Raw genomic sequence first — 18,211 nt, 5'->3', positions numbered from 1 at the left:
TTCATCGTGCCCAAAATTCTCATCGTCGGTGGTGGCTACGCCGGTTTCTACACCGCCTGGAAGCTTGAGAAGTGGCTTCGCACAGGCGAAGCCGAGGTCACGATGGTTGACCCGCTGCCGTATATGACCTATCAGCCCTTCCTGCCCGAGGTGGCTGCTGGCTCGATCGAGGCGCGACACGCCGTAGTGTCGCACCGCCGTCACCTGAAGCGCACAAATGTGGTCGCCGCAAAGGTCACCTACATTAATCACGCCGAAAAGACCGCGACCATCACGCCGGCCGTCGGCGAGCCGTACCAGTTCGAGTACGACCAGATCGTTGTGACCGCCGGCGCCGTGTCGCGCACCTTCCCGATTCCGGGTGTTGCAGACAATGCAATCGGCTTGAAGACCATTGAAGAAGCAGTCGCCATCCGTGACCGCGTACTCACCAACTTCGATAAGGCGGCCCTGCTTCCTGCCGGACCCGAGCGCGACCGACTTCTGACCTTCGTGGTCATCGGTGGCGGCTTCGCCGGCATCGAGATCTTCGCTGAGCTGCGCTCCTTCGCGAGTAGCCTGCTGAAGTCCTACCCCGAGATCAGCTTCGAAGATACGCACTTCCACCTCGTCGAGGCCATGGGTCGCATCATGCCTGAAGTGTCGCTGCCCACCAGCCTTTGGGTCATCAACAACTTGGCCGAGCGTGGCGCACAGATCCACCTCGACACGCAGCTTGCCAGCGCTGTCGATGGGAAGATCGAACTCTCCACCGGGGAAAGCTTTGAGACCGACCTGATCGTCTGGACCGCCGGTGTCATGGCCAACCCGGGTATCGTGCGTAACACCGACCTGCCCATCGAAGAGCGCGGCCGCCTGCGTGTGCGTGCCGACCTGCGCGTGGGAACCGAAGACGAATTCATCGAAGGCGCCTGGGGCGCCGGTGACATCACCGCCGTTCCTGACCTCAGCGGTGGTGGAGTGGGTGGCAACTGCGTGCCCAACGCTCAGCACGCTGTGCGTCAGGGAAAGCTGCTGGCCAAGAACATCGTCGCTGTGCTTCGTGGCGAGGGCCCCAAGGACTATTTCCACAAGAACATGGGCGCCGTTGCTGGACTCGGCATCGGTTATGGTGTTTTCCAGTCGGGCAAGTTCTCGGTTAAGGGCCTGTTCGCCTGGTTCGCACACCGCGGCTACCACGGCTTGGCCATGCCGAGCTGGGAGCGCAAGCTGCGTGTCGTCTGGGGCTGGGTGAACAACTTCTTCCTGGGTCGCGACATCGTTTCGATCGAAGCAGTGCAGACTCCGCGCGCCGTGTTCGAGGAGTTCGCCTCGCGTCCGAAGCCGCCGGCCGCTGCCGTGCCCGAAACCGCAGCTGTCGCAGAGAAGGCTCCGGTGAAGGCTGCGGCGAAGGCTCCGGCCAAGTCCGCTGAGAAGGCTCCGGCCGCTCCGGCTGTCGCAGCGAAGACTCCGCGCGCTCCGCGTGCACCACGCAAGGCTGCAGCAACAACGGATGCCGCCCCGGAAGAGGCGGTAGCCGCCAAGTAGTCCCACGGCACAGTTCGGCTGCCCGCGAGGCACCAACTACGCTTGAAGCGTCCGAGAACTTCGGACGCGCCCCCGTAGCCCAATCGGCAGAGGCAGACGACTTAAAATCGTCACAGTCTGGGTTCGAATCCCAGTGGGGGCACTACCGTGTTTCAGCCCGTTCAGGGTGTCGTCGAGACGCCCGCTCGAGTTGAGTGACATCAGGTTTGCCCTGATCGTGCTGGCAGTGGCAGTCGTCGTTTTCGTGTGGAACACGTTTTCGCGTCGTGTCCTGGCCGTCGGCGTCGCACTCACCCTCTCTGCGACGGGTGTGCAAGGGCGGATCTCACTAACCCAGGTGGTCGAGGTAGCGCAGAATGATGCCCTCCCGGAGAGCCCAGGGCGATACTTCGAGTTCATTCGCCCCGAAGGCGGCCATGGCCTCACCGAGCACGATGCCGCCGGCCACAATCTGAAATGTGCGGTCGGCTGTGATGCCGGGCAGGGCAGGGCGGGCATCGGCTGGAATCTTCGCCAAGCGCGGCACCCAATCGTTCAGCTGCGAGCGGCGCAGCATGATGCGGTCGGCCGAGCCGACGCCGTCTTGAGTGGAACCGGCCAGCCTGGCCAGGGACCTGATGGTTTTAGACGAACCGACGATGTGGTGTGGTGCCGGCTGATCGGCGAAGGCGGTGACGGCCGTCGCCAGAATTCCTGCCGCATGGTCACGCAACGCCGCCATTTGATCGGGCAACGGCGGATCGTCGTGCAAAAAGCCAACGGTGGAGCGCCCGGCACCAAGCGGAAGCGAGAGGGCGACATCGGGAATCGCATTTGCACCGGCCGCGATTTCGAGGGAACCTCCGCCAATGTCGAACAGAAGAATGTTCTCGGCCGACCAGCCGTACCAGCGACGTACCGCGAGGAACGTCAGGCGCGATTCGTCTTCGCCGGAGAGCACGTGCAATGCCACGCCGGTCTCTGCCTCGATCCGGGCGAGCAGCTCGGGGCCGTTGTTCGCGTCGCGCAGGGCCGAGGTCGCGATCGGCAACAGCTCGTCGAGATTGTGCTGCTGTGCCACGTCGACGGCGCTCTGCACAGCCGCGATCACGGCCTGCACACCCTCTTCGGTGATCGAGCCGTCGGGCGTCAGGTAGCGCATGAGACGCAGCACGGCCTTGTCGGAGAACATCGGCACCGGTGCGGCGCCCGCGCGCGCATCGACCACCAGCAGGTGAACGGTATTCGAACCAACGTCGAGAACTCCAAGTCGCACAGTTTGACGATAGTGCCCCACGCTGGTTGGCGGCTGCATGCAGAGCCCCTCGTGTGCGCCGGGCGACCCGACGGATAGTGCATACTTACGATCGAGTGATTCCGCTGAAGTTCAATGTTGACCAGTGAGGAGCCGAGTGAGCACACCGACCGTCGTTGCCGTTTTCGCCGAACCGACCAGGCGCGTACCCGGAAAATGGATTGCCGCATTCGCGACGGCTTGGCTGGGTATTTGGATGGCTCAGCTCACCCCGGTGCAGTTGCTGCTTCCCGCCCAGATCGATCGTGAGCTGCATCCCCAGAACTGGGTCGACAGCGTCGTCGCATTCGGCATCATCTCCGGCATCGCCGGCCTCTGCGCTATCGTCGCCTACCCGCTCACCGGGGCACTCTCTGATCGCACCACGTCGCGCTTCGGCCGCCGTCGGCCGTGGATTGCCGGGGGAGCCGCACTCTTTGCCGTTGCGCTGCTGCTTCTCGGCGCGCAAACGAGCATGGTCGGCATCGGCGTCTTCTGGGCCCTTGCGCTGACCGGGTTCTGCGTGCTCACCGCGGCGCTGACCGCCACGATCTCCGACCAGGTGCCGGTCGGCCAGCGCGGTTACGTCTCGGGCTGGCTCTCGGCTCCCCAGGCCGTCGGAACGATTCTCGGCTTGCTGCTCGTGACCATGCTCTTCACGGGGACCTTCGCCGGCTACGCGGTCGTCGCCATTCTTCTTCTCATTCTCGTCATCCCCTTCTTGCTCATGCCGGATGCCGTTTTGCTGCCCGAGCAGCGCGAGCCGATCACCACCCGGGGCATCGTGGAAAGCCTGTGGATCAGCCCACGCGCCTACCCCGACTTCGGTTGGACGCTGCTCAGTCGCGTACTCGTCAACTTCGGCAACGCGTTCGGCACCACGCTTCTTCTCTACTTCTTGATGTTCGGGTTGAAGGATGCCAACGCCGAAGACGATCTGGTCGTGCTCACCCTCATCTACATGGTTTTCGTGATCGTCGCCGCCATCTTCCTCGGACGTCTGAGTGACACGCTGGGCCGGCGTAAGAGTTTCGTCTTCGTGGCCTCGGCGCTTCAGGGCGTCGCTGCGCTCATGCTCGCGTTCATTCCGAGCTTGACGGCCGCGATGGTCGCGGCCGGGCTTCTCGGCCTGGGCTACGGCTGCTTTCTCGCCGTCGACCAGGCGCTCGCCACCCAGGTGCTTCCCGACCCGGCCAGTCGGGGTAAAGATCTCGGAATCATGAACATCGCTACGGCCGTTCCGCAGGCGATTGCACCTCTGCTCGGCGCGGGCGCCGTCGCCGTGCTGGGTGGATTTACCGGCCTCTTCTTGCTCGCCGGCCTCTTCGCGTTCGCCGGGGCCCTCGCCGTCGCCAAAGTGAAATCGGTGCGCTAATGACTCTCGACCTGACTCATCTCTCTGCCCAGACGCCCTGGCTGAATCCGGCGCAGTACTGGCCGTCGCTCACCCGGGCCACCGCACACCTACCCACCCCGGTTGCGACGATTGATCTTGCGGCTCTGCGCCACAACGCACACGACCTCCTGGTTCGGGCCGGCGGAACCCCGATTCGCGTGGCGACCAAGTCGATCCGGGTGCGCAGCGTGATTGAGGCGATCCTGGCCCTTCCCGGGCATCAGGGAGTGTTGGCGTACACGCTCGCCGAAGCGCTGTGGTTGGCCGAGACCATCGATGACGTCGTCATCGGGTACCCCACAGCGGATGCCGCAGGAATCACGCAGCTGGGTCAGTCGGCCGAGTTCGCCGCGAAGGTGACGCTCATGATCGACTCGGTGGCCCAGCTCGACTTCATTGACGCGGTGCTGCCGCCGGCACAGCGCGAAACCATCCGGGTCGCCATTGAGCTCGACTGTTCCCTGGACCACCCGGTGCTCGGCCATTTGGGCGTCTGGCGCTCCCCGGTGCATACCGCCGTGCAAGCCCGTGCTTTGGCCATCGCCATCGTGTCCAGGCCGGGCTTCGCCTTGGTCGGCATGATGGGATATGAAGCCCAGATCGCCGGGCGGGGCGACCGCCCGATCGGCAAGGCAGCCGAGGGCGTGCTCAACCGCTGGATGCGTCGCCAGTCGATTCCGGAGCTGACCGCGCGCCGCGCCGCGGCCGTCGCCGCCGTGCGGCTCGTCGCCGACCTCGAGTTTGTCAACGGGGGTGGCACGGGCTCGCTCGAGAGCACTCATTCGGATGCTTCGGTGACCGACATCGCGGCGGGAAGCGGTTATTTCGGTGGGCACCTCTTCGACAACTACAGTGATTTCAGACCGGCCCCCGCTGCGGCGTTCGCGCTGTCGGTGGTGCGCAAGCCTACGCCGGAGAGCGCGACGCTCTTGGGAGGCGGCTGGATCGCCTCCGGCCCTCCCGGACCTGACCGGGCGCCCAGTCTCGTCTGGCCGCCCGAACTGAAACTCAAGCCGCACGAAGGCTTGGGGGAGGTGCAGTCGCCTCTCACTGGGCCGAATGCCGCGGCCCTCAGCGTGGGCGATCGAGTCTGGCTCCGGCACACCAAATCTGGGGAGATGAGCGAGCACGTGAACGAATTCGCAGTGGTCGACGACGGAGTCGTCGTCGATGTCGTACCGAGTTACCGGGGTGAAGGAAAGGCGTTTCTGTGACCGCGAGTGGGGCCATCTGGCAGAACTGGGCACGCACCGAAAAGGTGCGACCGAAACGGGTCGAACGGCCCACGAGTGTCGGAGCGGTGCAGCGTGCTGTCGTGGCGGCCGCGAAGGCTGGACTGTCCATCAAGGCCGTCGGCGCCGGGCACAGCTTCACCGGCATCGCCCTGGCACCGGGCGTTCAACTGGACCTGCATGAGCTCACCGGTGTGATCGCCGTTGATGCGGCATCCGCTCGCGTCACTCTGGCGGCCGGCACCCACCTGTACCAGCTGCCCGACCTGCTGGCACCCTTCGGGCTGGCGCTTGAAAACATGGGCGACATCGATCGGCAAAGCGTCGCGGGGGCGACCTCGACGGGAACCCATGGCACCGGGGGAGCATTCGGTGGGCTGGCGACGCAGATCGTTGCTGTGACGCTTGTCACTGGCGACGGCTCACTGTTGCGGGTGAGCGAAACCGAAAACGCAGAACTGCTGCCGGCCGCACGCCTCGGACTCGGCGCGCTCGGCATCATCGTCGAGCTCACATTCCAGTGTGTTCCGACCTATCTGTTGCACGCCGTCGAGGCAGCGGAGCCGCTTGAGGGCGTCATCGAGAACTTCGTCGAGCGCTCGAACGCCGTCGACCACTTCGAGTTCTATTGGTTTCCGCACACCGAGAGCGCCCTCACCAAGACGAACACGCGTCTGCCGATGGAGGCGCCACGCAATCCGCTGCCGAAGGTCGGCCGCTGGGTCGATGATGAGTTGCTGGCCAATGGGTTCTATCGCGGTACCTGCGCGCTCGGCACCGCGGTCCCCGCCCTGGTGCCGCGATTCAGCCGGCTCGCCGAGAAGCTCAGCGGACGCCGGGAGTTCACCGATCTGTCGCACCGGGTGTTCGTCACGAACCGCACGGTGCGCTTTCGCGAAATGGAGTACGCGGTGCCGCTGGAGGCGGTCCCCGCCGCGTTGCGCGAGGTGAAGAGCCTGATTGAAAGAAAAGGCTGGAACATTTCGTTCCCCATCGAAGTGCGTTCGGCAGCGGCCGATGACAACTGGCTCTCGACCGCACAGGGCTGGCCCAGCGGCTATATCGCCGCGCACCGTTACATCCAGGAGAATCCGGCCGAGTACTTCGGCGCCGTCGAAGAGATCATGCGTGGTTACGAGGGCCGTCCGCATTGGGGCAAAATGAACTATCAGGATGCCGAGTCACTGCGAGCGGTGTACCCGCATTTTGACGACTTTCTTGCCGTGCGTGACAGGCTCGACCCGGAACGCCTCTTCACCAATCCTTATCTGAAACGAGTGCTTGGAACATGACCCGAAACTCCCCGGCTACCCGTGAATGGCCACGCCGGGCGAGTGAATTGGGCAACCGAATCCCGAGCGATTTCACGCTCGGAACCACGACGAGTGCTTTTCAGGTTGAGGGCGGCGCCCGCGACGGCGGCCGCGGCGAGTCGGTCTGGGACGTCTTCACCACCCAGCCCGAGCGCATTCTCGATGGGAGTAACGCCTCGGTGTCGGCCGACCAGATGGGTCGTCTCGGCGAGGACGTGACGTTGCTTCGTGAATTGGGCGGAGACGCGTATCGCTTTTCGTTCGCCTGGCCGCGTCTGCAACCCGACGGCCGGGGTGGGCTGAACCGCGGCGGAATCGGATTCTACGACCGTCTGCTCGACGAACTACTGGCTGCCGGAATTCGCCCGATGGCCACGCTCTCCCACTGGGATACCCCCCTGGCGCTGCGCGGCGGCTGGCTGAATCGCGACACGGCCAGTCGGTTCGGGGACTACGCGCACGAGATGGGCCGGGTCTTCGGCGACCGCCTCGACGGCTGGGTGACACTCAACGAACCGGCCACTGTCATGCTGAACGGTTATATGCGTGGCACCCACGCGCCGGGGGCGCGGCTCCTTTTCGACGCGCTGCCCGCCGGCCATCATCAGCTCCTGGCCCATGGCCTGGCCGTGCAAGGGCTGCGCGCGGCCGACGTGCGCGGGCAGATCGGCATTGCCCAGGCACACACGCCCGTGCAGCCGGCCAGCGACCGGGAAGAAGACGGCCTCTACGCCGAGCTCTATGACCTTCTGCACAATCGACTGTTCGCCGACGCGGTATTACTCGGCCGCTATCCCGCGGTGGCCGAGCCGTTCGAACGTGAACTTCGGATGCTCACCGAGTCCGATCCGGACGACCTCGCCACCATCCATCAGCCGCTCGACTTTTACGGCCTGAACTACTCTCAGCCGTCGCGCGTCGCGGCCGGTCCTGCGCAAAGCGCCGCACCCGGCGAACCGGCTGCGACCGATGGCTCGGCCATGCCGGCGGCCACGTTGCCCTTTCATCTCGAATCGTTCCGCGAGCATCCGCTCACCGCACTGGGGTGGCCCAACGCGCCCGAATACCTTGGGGTCTCCTTGCGCGAGCTGCGCGATCGCTATGGCGACGCGTTGCCCCCGGTGTACCTCACCGAGGGAGGGGCCAGTTTTGCCGACCGACAAGACGCGCACGGTGTGGTCGACGACACGCTGCGCATCGACTACCTGGCCGAGCACCTGTCGGCGGCGCTCGATGCCGTTGCCCCGGGAGGTGTGGCCGAGGGCGTCGCCCTGCGCGGCTACTTCGTGCGGTCGCTGCTCGACGGGTTCGAATGGGACGCCGGCTACACCCAGCGTTTCGGGTTGGTCTGGGTCGACTTCGCGGATCAGAGCCGCACCCCAAAATCCTCCTATCGCTGGCTGCAGAAGGTGCTCGCGGCTCGCAGCTGAATCGCGGTGGCTTCTACGGCGTGCGACGGCGTAGTGTGACCGAGCCGAGAACGATGGCGCCCAGAATCCAGGCAGCGATGATGAGAAGTTCGCCACCGATGTACGCCGCATCCTTCGAATTCGACGCGACGGCCTGGAGCGCATCGATGGCGTGCGACAGCGGCAGCCAGTCGCTGATCTGTTGCAGCCCGTTGGGCAGCTGGTCGCGCGGCAGAAAAATTCCGCCGAGCAGAATCTGAGGGAAGACGATGGCCGGCATGAACTGCACGACCTGAAACTCGGTGTTCGCAAACGCACTCGCCAAGAGTCCGAGGGCGGTGCCGAGTACCGCGTCGGCCACGGCAACAGCCAGCAGCAGCCAGATGGAACCCGAGATCGTCAGACCGCACACCCAGACCGAATAGCCCACTGCGATCGCCGACTGCACAACGGCGAGCAGTCCGAACGCGAGCGTGTAGCCCAGAATAAAATCACCCTTGCCGAGCGGCATCGAGAGCAGTCGCTCGAGAGTGCCGGTGCGGCGCTCGCGCAAGGTCGTGATGCTCGTCACCAGAAACATCACAATGAACGGGAACAGCGCAATCATGGCCGGACCGACTGTGGAAAACGACGTGGTGTCTGAGAAGATCCAGGCGACGAGTCCGATCAACAGACTGGGCACGACGAGCAGCAGGACGATCGTGCGCGGGTCGTGCCGAACTTGGCTGAGGATGCGTGCTGCCGTGGCGAGCGTGCGCCGCGAGTTCATGAGGCGCTCGGCCTCGGGTCGGTGTCGGTGCCGGTCTCAGGTTTGGTCCGCGCAGGCTTCTGCCTGATCAAGGTGAGAAATGCCGACTCGGCATCGTTGGTGTCGGTCGCAGCGAGAAGCCCTCGCGGAGTGGCATCGGCCAGCAACTCACCGTTGCGCAGGAGCAGTAGCCTGTCGCAGCGCGTTGCCTCGTCCATGACATGGCTCGAGACGAGCAGCGTGGTCCCGGCCGCCGCGAGACGGTGGAACAGACCCCAGAGCTCGACCCGCAGCACCGGGTCGAGGCCGACGGTCGGTTCGTCGAGCACCAGCAGCTCCGGCGCCCCGAGAAGTGCCCCCGCAAGCGACACACGACTGCGTTGGCCGCCCGAGAGTGAGCCGACGAGGTCGTCGGCGTGCGAGCCGAGATCGGTCTCGTCGATGACCCTGTCGACGTCGGTGCGGGGCGCACCGAGTACCGCACGAAAATACGACACGTTCTGTCGCACCGTGAGATCGTCGTAGACACTCGCCGCTTGTGTGACGTACCCGACGCGATGTCGAAGCTGTGGCGAGCCGGCCGCGTGGCCGAGCACGGTGAGACTGCCGGACTGCACGATCTGCACTCCAACGATCGCACGCATCAGTGTGCTCTTGCCGCATCCGCTCGGACCGAGCAATCCGATCACGCCCCCGCGCGGAATATGCAGCGTCAGGCCATGCAGCACCCCCCTCTTGCCGCGTCGCACGCGCAGGTCATCGACGACGATTGCCGCATCCTCGGTGTGCACCATGGGATGAACTATTCGCTGCAGACCGCGCCGCTGTCAAGTATGGAACGGCTTCGTGACGTCGGCGAAGTGGGAGGCTCCCTCGACTTAGCTTTGAGTGTGGTGGGAAGCGGTTGGGAGCCCGAAGGCCACCGATAGGATGGCTTTTGCACCATCAATGGGCCTGTCCGCCCGCACACATCACAAGGAGTCACTGCCATGAATTGGCTCATCCCAGTTCTCATCGTCGTTGTAATTGCCCTCATCATCGGCATCTACTTCTGGGCGACGTACAACTCTCTCGTCACGCTGAAGGTTCGCGTTGACGAAGCGTGGAGCGACATCACGGTTCAGCTCAAGCGTCGTGCCGACCTCATCCCCAACCTGATCGAATCGGTCAAGGGCTATGCGGCACACGAGCGTGGTGTGTTTGAAAGCGTGACGAAGGCCCGCGCAGAGTCTCTGACAGCACAGAGCCCCGCCGAGGCATCCGCCGCAGAAGGTCACATGCAGAGTGCTCTGAAGAGCATCTTCGCCGTGGCAGAGGCCTATCCGCAGCTGCAGGCGAGCCAGAACTACCTGCAGTTGCAGGGCGAACTGGTCGACACCGAAGACAAGATCCAGGCCTCGCGTCGCTTCTACAACGGTGGAGTGCGTGAATTCAACACCAAGCTTCAGGTGTTCCCGAACAACATGATCGCCAAGAACCTCGGCTTCAGCCAGCGCGACTTCTTCGAGGTCGCTGACTCCGCAGCAATTGCGGAGCCACCGCGCGTTCAGTTCTAACGGCAGGCCACGATGTACAGCGCGATTGCACGAAACAAGCGCAACACGGTCTTCATCATCATTCTGTTCCTGGCCATCATTGCGGGTCTGGGCTGGTTGGCTAATGCGGTCTACGGTCGAGGCGGCTACGGCATCCTGATCACGACCCTGGTGATCGCCGCCCTCTACGCCTCGGTGCAGTACTTTATGGCGGGCCGCCAAGCCATCGCGATGAGCGGTGGTACCAAGCTCGAGAGTAAGGCTGATAACCCGCGCCTCTGGCGCACCGTCGAGAACCTGTCGATCACGACCGGCACGCCGATGCCTGAGATCTACATCATCAATGACCCGGCGCCCAACGCATTCGCCACGGGGCGAGACCCGAAACACGCGATGGTCGCGGCCACTACAGGCCTTCTCGACATCATGGATGACGCCGAACTCGAGGGCGTGATGGCGCACGAACTCGGCCATGTGCGCAACTACGACATTCGAGTGTCGATGATCGTCTTCGGTCTGGTTGTGGCGGTCGGCTTCATCTCGGACATGTTCCTGCGGATGGCATTTTTCGGGCGCAATAACAACAACAACGGCAATCCGGTTGTGATGGTGTTTGGTCTCGCGGCCATGCTCATCGCCCCGCTGGTCGCGAGCATGGTGCAGCTTGCGGTGTCCCGTCAGCGCGAATACCTGGCCGATGCGACGAGTGCTATGACGACGCGTCACCCGGATGCCCTGGCTAGCGCGCTTGCCAAGCTTGAGACCTACGGGCGACCGATGCAGCGACAGAACTCGTCGATGTCGCACCTGTGGATCTCGAACCCGCTGAAGCCGGGCCTGATGAACAGGCTCTTCAGCACCCACCCGCCGATTCCCGAACGTATCGAGCGTCTGCACACCATGGGGCGCACCTTCTAGACGTACCCGGTGCCGGCGAGTGGTCGACCCCAGTACCGTTAGTCGAGCATGTCGAGAGCCCCCGACGTGAGCTCGACACGGTCGATCAGCGATGCACGAGAGTTTCGGCACCCTCCGACGTTCCTGGGCGTTGGTCGCCGCGGGAGCGTCGGCGCGGTGACGGTGTGTCGGGCCGTTCTAGACTGAGTCCGTGACTGAACCAATGGGCAGGACCGGGCGGGGTGCTCTGTTCGGTGGCCGAAAACGAGCACCTCGCACCGTGGCTACACCGCTGACCTCACCACCGTCGATCGAGGATTCAATTCCTCCGGGCATCCGACTGGCCGGAGCCTGGTCGTGGCGTTTGCTTGCCCTGTCCGCTGCGATCGCAGTGTTCATCTTTCTCATCATGCAGCTGCGACTCATCGTGATCCCCCTCTTGATCGCGGTGCTGATTTCGGCCCTCTTGCTTCCGATTGTTTCTTTTCTCAGTCGCCACCGGTGGCCGCGCGGGCTCGCCGTTGCAGTGGCCATGGTGGGATCCATCGCGGTCATCGGCGGACTGATCACGCTCGCGGCGATGCAGATCAGCCGCGGGTCGGCCGGATTGAGCGACAGGTTGGCCGCCTCGATTGCGTCCCTGAAAGACTTTCTTCTCACGTCTCCGCTGCAGTTGACCGAGGAGCAACTCAACTCATACGTTCAGGATATTTTCAAGGCGCTGCAGTCCGATAGCGCGATCTTCGTCAGCGGTGCGCTCTCGGTCGGCAGCTCACTCGGGCACCTGGTCACCGGATTGCTGCTGACTCTGTTCAGCCTGCTGTTCATTTTGATCGACGGCAAGGGCATCTGGTCGTGGATCGTGCGCATCTTCCCGCGCCGCGCCCGCCCGGCCATTGATGGCGCCGGTCGCGCCGGTTGGGTGACCCTCGGGAACTTCGTCAAGGTTCAAATTCTCGTCGCCACGATCGATGCGATCGGAATCGGAGCCGGCGCCGCGTTGCTTGGGGTGCCCATGGCTATCCCGATCGCCGTTCTGGTGTTCCTGGGTTCGTTCATTCCGATCGTCGGCGCCGTTGCAACTGGCGCCGTGGCCATCGTGATTGCCCTGCTCTTCAACGGACCGATCATCGCCGTGATCATGCTCGGTGTGGTGCTCCTGGTGCAACAGATAGAGGGCCATGTTCTGCAGCCGCTCATCATGGGCACGGCCGTGAAAGTGCATCCGCTCGCCGTTGTGCTTGTCGTTGCCGCTGGCTCGTTGCTGGCCGGAATCCCCGGCGCACTGTTCGCCGTGCCGATCGCGGCAGTGCTGAATGTGATGACCAACTATATTTCGAGTGGGCGCTGGCGCAGTGAGAGTCCGTCCGCCGGTCTAGTGCCCGGGTCCCCGCTCTGGCAGACAGTGCCCAGCCGCCCCGGTTTTCGCCGCACGATGGAAGAGTAGAAAAGAATGACAGAAACCACCCTCATCGGTCCGGCCCTGGCCGAGTTCGAAGCCGCCCGTTCGGTCGTCGCCCGTGTCGCGTCGATCACCCCGATGGAGACCTCCCGATACCTGACCGATTTGCTCGGCCAACCCGTGCATCTCAAGTGCGAGAATCTGCAGCGCACAGGCTCCTACAAGATCCGGGGTGCGTACAATCGGCTCTCCCAACTGACGGAAGCAGAGAAGGCGCGGGGCGTCGTAGCGGCCTCGGCCGGCAACCACGCACAGGGAGTCGCCTATGCGGCGCGGGAACTCGGTATCCGGGCCACCATCTTCATGCCTGTCGGCGTGGCGCTGCCCAAATTGCAGGCGACGCGGGATTACGGAGCCGACGTGGTGCTGCGTGGGCACACCGTCACGGAGCCGCTGCTGGCTGCCGCCGAGTTCGCTGCGCAGACCGGCGCGGTGCTGATCCCCCCGTTCGACCACGCCGATGTCATCATCGGCCAGGGAACACTCGGCCTCGAGATCGCCGATCAGGTTCCGGATGTTCAGACCGTCGTCGTTCCGATCGGTGGCGGCGGCCTCATCTCGGGTGTCGCCGGTGCGCTCAAGCAGTTGGCCGAACGTGAGGGTCGTCAGATCAGAATCATCGGGGTTCAGGCCGAGAATGCGGCGGCCTACCCGCCGTCGCTGGCCGCCGGCGAAGTCACCGCCATCACCATTCAGCCGACAATCGCCGACGGCATCGCGGTGGCCCAGCCGGGCCTGTTGAACTTTGAGATCATCAAACACCTCGTTGACGAGGTCGTGACGGTCTCTGAAGACGACATCGCACGTGCACTCTTGGTGTTGCTGGAACGGGGCAAGCTCGTCGTCGAACCGGCCGGCGCCGTCTCGGTCGCGGCGATCCTCGCCGGAAAGGTCAGAAGCGACGGCCCGACCGTCGCCATTCTCTCCGGCGGCAACATCGATCCTTTGTTGATGCAGCGTGTGATCAGCCATGGGTTGGCGGCATCCGGGCGTTATCTCACGCTTCGAATCATGCTGCCCGACCGTCCCGGCCAGCTGGCACGCATCTCTGAACTGCTCGCCGAGGCCCACGCCAACGTGATCGAGGTGCTGCACACTCGGCACGGTGTCGGGCTGCAGATTAGCGAGGTTGAACTCGATGTCAGCGTCGAGACGCGCGGGCCGGAGCACCGTCAACAGGTCGTCGACGTGCTGCGTGCCGCGGGCTACGATCCGCAGCTGCGCTAGAACGGCGTCGGTACTGTTTCAACGCCAACGCCCTCCCGTCGATGACGGGAGGGCGTTGAAGCGATGCGAACGCGGGGCGTGATTTATGCGCCGGTGAATGTCTCCACATTCGAAATCGACACGGTGATCTCTTTGCCGTTCGGGGCCGTGTAGCTGGTCGAAGCGCCCACCGCGAGACCGATGATCGCCGCACCGAGCGGGCTCTGCTCGCTGTACACGTCGAGATCGCTGTTGCCGGCGATCTCGCGGCTGCCGAGCAGGAAGCGGCTCTCATCACCGGCAATGGCGGCGGTGATCACGGTTCCGGGCTGCACGATGCCGTGGCTTTCGGGTGCGCTGCCGACTTCGGCGGTGCGCAGAAGCTGGGTGAGCGTGCGGATGCGCGCCTCCATCTTGCCCTGTTCGTCTTTGGCGGCGTGGTAGCCGCTGTTCTCCTTGAGGTCGCCTTCTTCACGAGCCGACTCGATCTTTTTCGTGATGTCCTCACGGCCAGTCGTGCTGAGGGTGTCCAGCTCCGTCGTGAGGCGGTCGAACGCCTCCTGGGTCAACCAGGTGACCGTGGTGTCGGTAGTCATGGGTGCTCTCCTCTATTGCGTCAGTTGTTTGCCCAACTGTCCCGCAGATATAGTCGACGCCTCGGCGGGAACCGAGGCGAATATGCCAGTTTAGGTCAGCCAGCAGCGGTAAATCAATCCCGTGTTCGCGAGTTCCGTGGTTCGGATGACCTCGGTGAACGAACGGGTGTAGCTTTCCGAGGCGGGAAGGTCGATGACCTTCCAGCCCACAACGGTGAAACCCTCGTTCAACGCCTCGACGGCGCAGCTCACGGGAGTGTTCTGGGCCACCGAGACTTCAAACGTGACGCTCACGCTGCGTGAGTCAATGATTGTGTGTCGGGTATCGCGCGCATCGATCTGCGTTCCCGGCGAGTCGAGTCCGGCCCACACCACCCAGGCGACAAGGACGACACCGAAGATTCCGGCAAGGGCCCAGAGCAGTCGCCGGTCGCGCACGATTCGGCCGCGGGTTCGCCCATAGCGTTCGTCCAGTCCGGGTTTCTCGGGCACGGGGCGACTCCACACTTCAGATTGAACGATTAGGCTTACCCCTACAGGTTATCGGGCATTCTGGAGGAGTTTCGTGACACGGCGACTACTGGCGGTGCACGCGCATCCCGACGACGAGTCGAGCAAAGGTGCTGCCACCTATGCGTACTACAGCAGCTTGGGCGACGAGGTTCTCGTTGTCAGCTGTACGGGCGGCGAACTGGGCAGCATTTTGAACGACGAACTGGCCGACATCGCTCTGGCTCACCGCGATCTCGCCGGGCTGCGTCGGCGTGAAATGGCGAAGGCTCAAGGTCACCTGGGAATCGACCACCGGTGGCTCGGTTACCGAGATTCGGGCATGAATGAAGACGGTTCGGTGCCGCCGAACTCATTCGCGGATATCCCGGTCGAGATCTCGGCCGAACCTCTCGTGCGCATCATCCGTGAGTTTCGACCCCACGTGCTGGTGACCTACGACGAAAACGGTGGCTACCCGCATCCGGATCACATTCGCACCCATGAGGTGTCGCTGGCGGCCTATCGCGCCGCCGCGGATGCGGAGCGGTACCCGGATGCCGGCACGCCCTGGCAGGTCGACAAGCTGTACTACGACCGCATCTTCAACCTTCAACGGGTCGATGCGATGTACCTCGAGCTGAGCGTGACCGAGCCGGATTCTGAGCTGCTCGAACCGCTGGGCGAGGCCCGCGAATGGATGAAGAACTACCCGGCGCTGGCGACGACGCACGTTCCGGTCGGCGATTTTCTGGAGGCGCGGGATGCCGCGCTGCGCGCCCACGCCAGTCAGGTCGCACCCACCAGCAGTTTCTTCTTCTGGCCGAATGAGCTCATTCGCAAGGCGTGGCCGTTTGAAGATTTTCAGCTCGTCGAATCGAAAGTGAACTCAGTTATGCCTGAATCAGACCTCTTTGCCGGCGTGGAGGAGAACCGATGAACGTTCTCTTCAGCGTGCTGGCCGCAGCAGGTGACCAGACCCCGCCGCCGGACGACCTGGTCACCCCCGGAGTGGTCGGCTTCTTCGCGATTTTCTTCGTGGCCGTCGCCGTCGTACTACTGGGCATCGACATGGTGCGTCGCATCCGTCGCACGACCTACCGCGCAGAGATCAGCGCACGACTCGAAGCCGAAATAGCTGAGGTTGCTGCTGCGAACGCGGCCGACGAGGCCGACACGAAGTAGCGTTCTCGCATCCTGGTCCGTGTGCGTCTACGGGTAGAGCGGATGCGTGGCGATCAGCAGGATCGCAACCCAATGGCAGAGGAACGCCACAGCTGTGAGTGCGTGGAAGATCTCGTGGAATCCGAACACTCCGGGAATCGGGTTGGGCTTCTTCAGGGCATAGATGACGGCACCGACGGAATAGCACAGCCCGCCGACCATGATGAGTGTCATCATCGTGGCGTTGGCCTGGAAGAAGTCGACGATGAACATCAGCGCGCCCCAGCCGAGTAACAGATAGAGCGGCACGTAGAGCCAGCGTGGGGCATTGATCCAGAACACGCGGAATGCGATGCCCAGCAGCGCACCGCTCCAGACGAGGGACATCAGCAGCACCGCCTTCTGCGGCGGCAGGGCCAGCACCGTGATCGGCGTGTACGAGCCGGCGATCAACAGAAAGATATTCGCGTGGTCGATGCGCTTGAGCAGCAATTTGGTGCGTGGCTGCCAATTGAAACGGTGGTAGAGGGCCGAGTTGCCAAAGAGCAGCATCGAGGTGGCCACGAAGACGGCCGAACTCCAGCGCGCGGCGGGGCCATCGGCCAGGATCAGTAAAATGATGCCGGCCACGACCGTCACGGGGAAGATTCCGGCGTGAATCCAACCCCGCCAGGTGGGCTTCAGATCTTCCGGGGAGGGCGAATCAGCCTCAAGCAAAGGAAGGTTGTGGATGTCGTGCTCGGAAGCCATGCTGCAACCCTACGGCAGGGCGCACCGCCCGGCTGATCAAATTCACCCGGGGAAGTGGACTAGCGTGAACACGTGCAGAAACAGCAGGCAGCGTCGGGGCGCGGCATCCTTTATCGGGTGTACGAGCGCCGACTGCGGCGCGGGCTGACGCCCGACGTCGTGCCGAAGCATGTCGCGATGATCATCGACGGGAATCGGCGCTGGGCCAAGCAGCTCGGTTATGACTCGGCCGCGCACGGCCACCGCGCCGGGGCAGCGAAGATGCGCGAGTTCCTGGAATGGTGTGACGACCTCGGCATCTCGGTCGTCACCCTGTACCTGCTCTCGTCGGACAATCTGACGCAGCGTCAGACCGAGGAGCTTTCAGCTTTGTTCGAGATCATTGCCGATCTCGCCGAAGAGCTGTCGCACTACCGGGACTGGGTTGTGCAGCAGGTGGGCTCGAAGGCCGGCTTGCCCGGTCCCCTCGTTGGTGCGCTGGATGCCGCCGAGGCACGTACCGCGGGAAAGAAGGGTCTGCACGTCAACCTGGCCGTCGGCTACGGCGGGCGCACCGAAATCACCGACGCCATGCGCAGCATCGTGGCCTCCCACCACGAGCACGGTGGCACGCTCGACGATCTCGCCGAGACGCTCACCCCCGAACTGATCGGCCAGCACCTCTACACGGGCGGACAGCCCGACCCCGACCTCGTGATTCGTACCTCGGGGGAACAGCGGCTGAGCGACTTCATGCTCTGGCAGAGCGCTCACAGTGAGTTCTACTTCGTCGAGGCTCTCGGCCCGGATCTGCGACCGGTCGACTTTTTGCGTGCCCTGCGTGACTTCGCCAAGCGTCAGCGCCGCTTCGGCGGTTAGCCGCCAACGCGGGTGGAGTGACCCGCATCCGGTGCGGCTCGCGGGGTCTCGACAGGCTCGACCAGCGGGAGCGGTGACGGAGTCCGCAGGCCTCCGCGGATTCAGCGCGCCCCGTTGATCGAGCTCGTCGAGATCTGCTGACGGGGTCTCGACAGGCTCGACCAACGGTTCGGTGACGGAGTCCGCACCCTTCCGCAAATCCAGCCCGCCCCGTTGATCGAGCTCGTCGAGATCTGGTGACGGGGTCTCTGCGGGCTCGACCAGCGGGAGCGGTGCTCTTCGACGGAAATTGACCTCAACCTGGCGATGTCTTGAGGGTGGGGGATAATCAGACGGTGGCGGCCCCTCCGCGGTGC

The 18,211-nt window shown here is 63.9% G+C and carries 18 protein-coding genes and 1 tRNA gene; 13 read left to right on the top strand and 6 right to left on the bottom strand.

Annotation, left to right across the window (positions count from 1 at the left end; translation table 11 throughout):
• Positions 1–6: 6 nt before the first annotated feature.
• Together HNR05_RS08095 and HNR05_RS08090 are read left to right on the top strand one after the other, a co-directional pair.
• On the top strand, positions 7–1,527 hold the full coding sequence (locus HNR05_RS08095; RefSeq protein WP_179578541.1) for an FAD-dependent oxidoreductase: 1,521 nt from the start codon (positions 7–9) through the stop codon (positions 1,525–1,527).
• A 68-nt stretch (positions 1,528–1,595) separates the two neighbouring features.
• Positions 1,596–1,669 (top strand) — tRNA-Leu (locus HNR05_RS08090).
• Between the two features lie 186 nt (positions 1,670–1,855).
• Here HNR05_RS08090 and HNR05_RS08085 read toward each other — a convergent pair.
• The gene (locus HNR05_RS08085) at positions 1,856–2,782 is read right to left on the bottom strand and encodes a Ppx/GppA phosphatase family protein (protein ID WP_179578540.1); all 927 of its coding nucleotides are present in this window, start codon (positions 2,780–2,782) and stop codon (positions 1,856–1,858) included.
• 136 nt (positions 2,783–2,918) lie between these two features.
• On the opposite strand from HNR05_RS08085, the gene HNR05_RS08080 reads away from it, so the two are divergent.
• From HNR05_RS08080 to HNR05_RS08065, 4 genes are read left to right on the top strand one after another with little or no spacing between them, the layout of a single operon-like run.
• Positions 2,919–4,175, top strand: coding sequence for an MFS transporter (locus HNR05_RS08080; protein WP_343062517.1), 1,257 nt, complete (start codon positions 2,919–2,921; stop codon positions 4,173–4,175).
• Positions 4,175–5,410 carry an alanine racemase gene (locus HNR05_RS08075; RefSeq protein WP_179578539.1) on the top strand — a complete coding sequence of 412 codons (1,236 nt, stop codon included), beginning with the start codon at positions 4,175–4,177 and terminating at the stop codon, positions 5,408–5,410. The genes HNR05_RS08080 and HNR05_RS08075 overlap by 1 nt, the downstream gene beginning before the upstream one ends.
• Positions 5,407–6,720, top strand: a complete 1,314-nt coding sequence (locus tag HNR05_RS08070) for a D-arabinono-1,4-lactone oxidase (protein ID WP_179578538.1) — start codon at positions 5,407–5,409, stop codon at positions 6,718–6,720. The genes HNR05_RS08075 and HNR05_RS08070 overlap by 4 nt, the downstream gene beginning before the upstream one ends.
• Positions 6,717–8,171 (top strand): glycoside hydrolase family 1 protein, encoded by a 1,455-nt coding sequence (locus HNR05_RS08065; protein ID WP_179578537.1) that lies wholly within the window; start codon positions 6,717–6,719, stop codon positions 8,169–8,171. The genes HNR05_RS08070 and HNR05_RS08065 overlap by 4 nt, the downstream gene beginning before the upstream one ends.
• Before the next feature lie 13 nt (positions 8,172–8,184).
• On the opposite strand, the gene HNR05_RS08060 is transcribed toward HNR05_RS08065, so the two are convergent.
• Both HNR05_RS08060 and HNR05_RS08055 read right to left on the bottom strand, forming a co-directional pair.
• The gene (locus HNR05_RS08060; protein WP_179578536.1) at positions 8,185–8,919 is read right to left on the bottom strand and encodes an ABC transporter permease; all 735 of its coding nucleotides are present in this window, start codon (positions 8,917–8,919) and stop codon (positions 8,185–8,187) included.
• Positions 8,916–9,692 (bottom strand): ABC transporter ATP-binding protein, encoded by a 777-nt coding sequence (locus tag HNR05_RS08055; protein WP_179578535.1) that lies wholly within the window; start codon positions 9,690–9,692, stop codon positions 8,916–8,918. Before HNR05_RS08055 ends, HNR05_RS08060 begins: the two co-directional genes overlap by 4 nt.
• Before the next feature lie 195 nt (positions 9,693–9,887).
• Here HNR05_RS08055 and HNR05_RS08050 point away from each other — a divergent pair, with 195 nt between their 5' ends.
• From HNR05_RS08050 to ilvA, 4 genes are all read left to right on the top strand, one after another.
• Positions 9,888–10,454 carry a LemA family protein gene (locus tag HNR05_RS08050; RefSeq protein WP_179578534.1) on the top strand — a complete coding sequence of 189 codons (567 nt, stop codon included), beginning with the start codon at positions 9,888–9,890 and terminating at the stop codon, positions 10,452–10,454.
• Positions 10,455–10,466: 12 nt separating this feature from the next.
• Complete coding sequence (locus HNR05_RS08045; RefSeq protein WP_179578533.1) at positions 10,467–11,351, top strand: M48 family metalloprotease; 885 nt, start codon at positions 10,467–10,469, stop codon at positions 11,349–11,351.
• A 259-nt stretch (positions 11,352–11,610) separates the two neighbouring features.
• Entirely contained in the window at positions 11,611–12,777 is a 1,167-nt protein-coding gene (locus tag HNR05_RS08040; RefSeq protein ID WP_343062516.1) for an AI-2E family transporter, read from the top strand.
• Positions 12,778–12,783: 6 nt separating this feature from the next.
• Positions 12,784–14,019: a threonine ammonia-lyase gene (gene ilvA / locus HNR05_RS08035; protein ID WP_179578532.1), complete on the top strand. Its 1,236-nt coding sequence runs from the start codon at positions 12,784–12,786 to the stop codon at positions 14,017–14,019.
• Between the two features lie 83 nt (positions 14,020–14,102).
• On the opposite strand, the gene greA is transcribed toward ilvA, so the two are convergent.
• Complete coding sequence (gene greA, locus HNR05_RS08030; protein ID WP_179578531.1) at positions 14,103–14,594, bottom strand: transcription elongation factor GreA; 492 nt, start codon at positions 14,592–14,594, stop codon at positions 14,103–14,105.
• 90 nt (positions 14,595–14,684) lie between these two features.
• On the bottom strand, positions 14,685–15,086 hold the full coding sequence (locus HNR05_RS08025; RefSeq protein ID WP_179578530.1) for a DUF4307 domain-containing protein: 402 nt from the start codon (positions 15,084–15,086) through the stop codon (positions 14,685–14,687).
• Between the two features lie 73 nt (positions 15,087–15,159).
• Here HNR05_RS08025 and mca point away from each other — a divergent pair, with 73 nt between their 5' ends.
• A complete protein-coding gene (gene mca, locus HNR05_RS08020; RefSeq protein WP_179578529.1) occupies positions 15,160–16,023 on the top strand; it encodes a mycothiol conjugate amidase Mca in 864 nt (287 codons plus the stop codon).
• Positions 16,020–16,268 (top strand): hypothetical protein, encoded by a 249-nt coding sequence (locus HNR05_RS08015; protein ID WP_179577140.1) that lies wholly within the window; start codon positions 16,020–16,022, stop codon positions 16,266–16,268. Before mca ends, HNR05_RS08015 begins: the two co-directional genes overlap by 4 nt.
• Positions 16,269–16,295: 27 nt before the next feature.
• On the opposite strand, the gene trhA is transcribed toward HNR05_RS08015, so the two are convergent.
• Positions 16,296–16,997: a PAQR family membrane homeostasis protein TrhA gene (trhA, locus tag HNR05_RS08010; RefSeq protein ID WP_179578528.1), complete on the bottom strand. Its 702-nt coding sequence runs from the start codon at positions 16,995–16,997 to the stop codon at positions 16,296–16,298.
• A gap of 72 nt (positions 16,998–17,069) precedes the next feature.
• Between trhA and HNR05_RS08005 the strand changes: the two genes are divergently transcribed.
• Entirely contained in the window at positions 17,070–17,855 is a 786-nt protein-coding gene (locus tag HNR05_RS08005; RefSeq protein ID WP_179578527.1) for an isoprenyl transferase, read from the top strand.
• Positions 17,856–18,211: the final 356 nt, after the last annotated feature.

The organism is Leifsonia psychrotolerans (genome assembly GCF_013410665.1).
Taxonomy (GTDB): Bacteria; Actinomycetota; Actinomycetes; order Actinomycetales; family Microbacteriaceae; genus Cryobacterium; species Cryobacterium psychrotolerans_A.
Note: the sequence above shows the minus strand (reverse complement) of the source record. Positions and strands in the feature narration are given on the sequence as shown.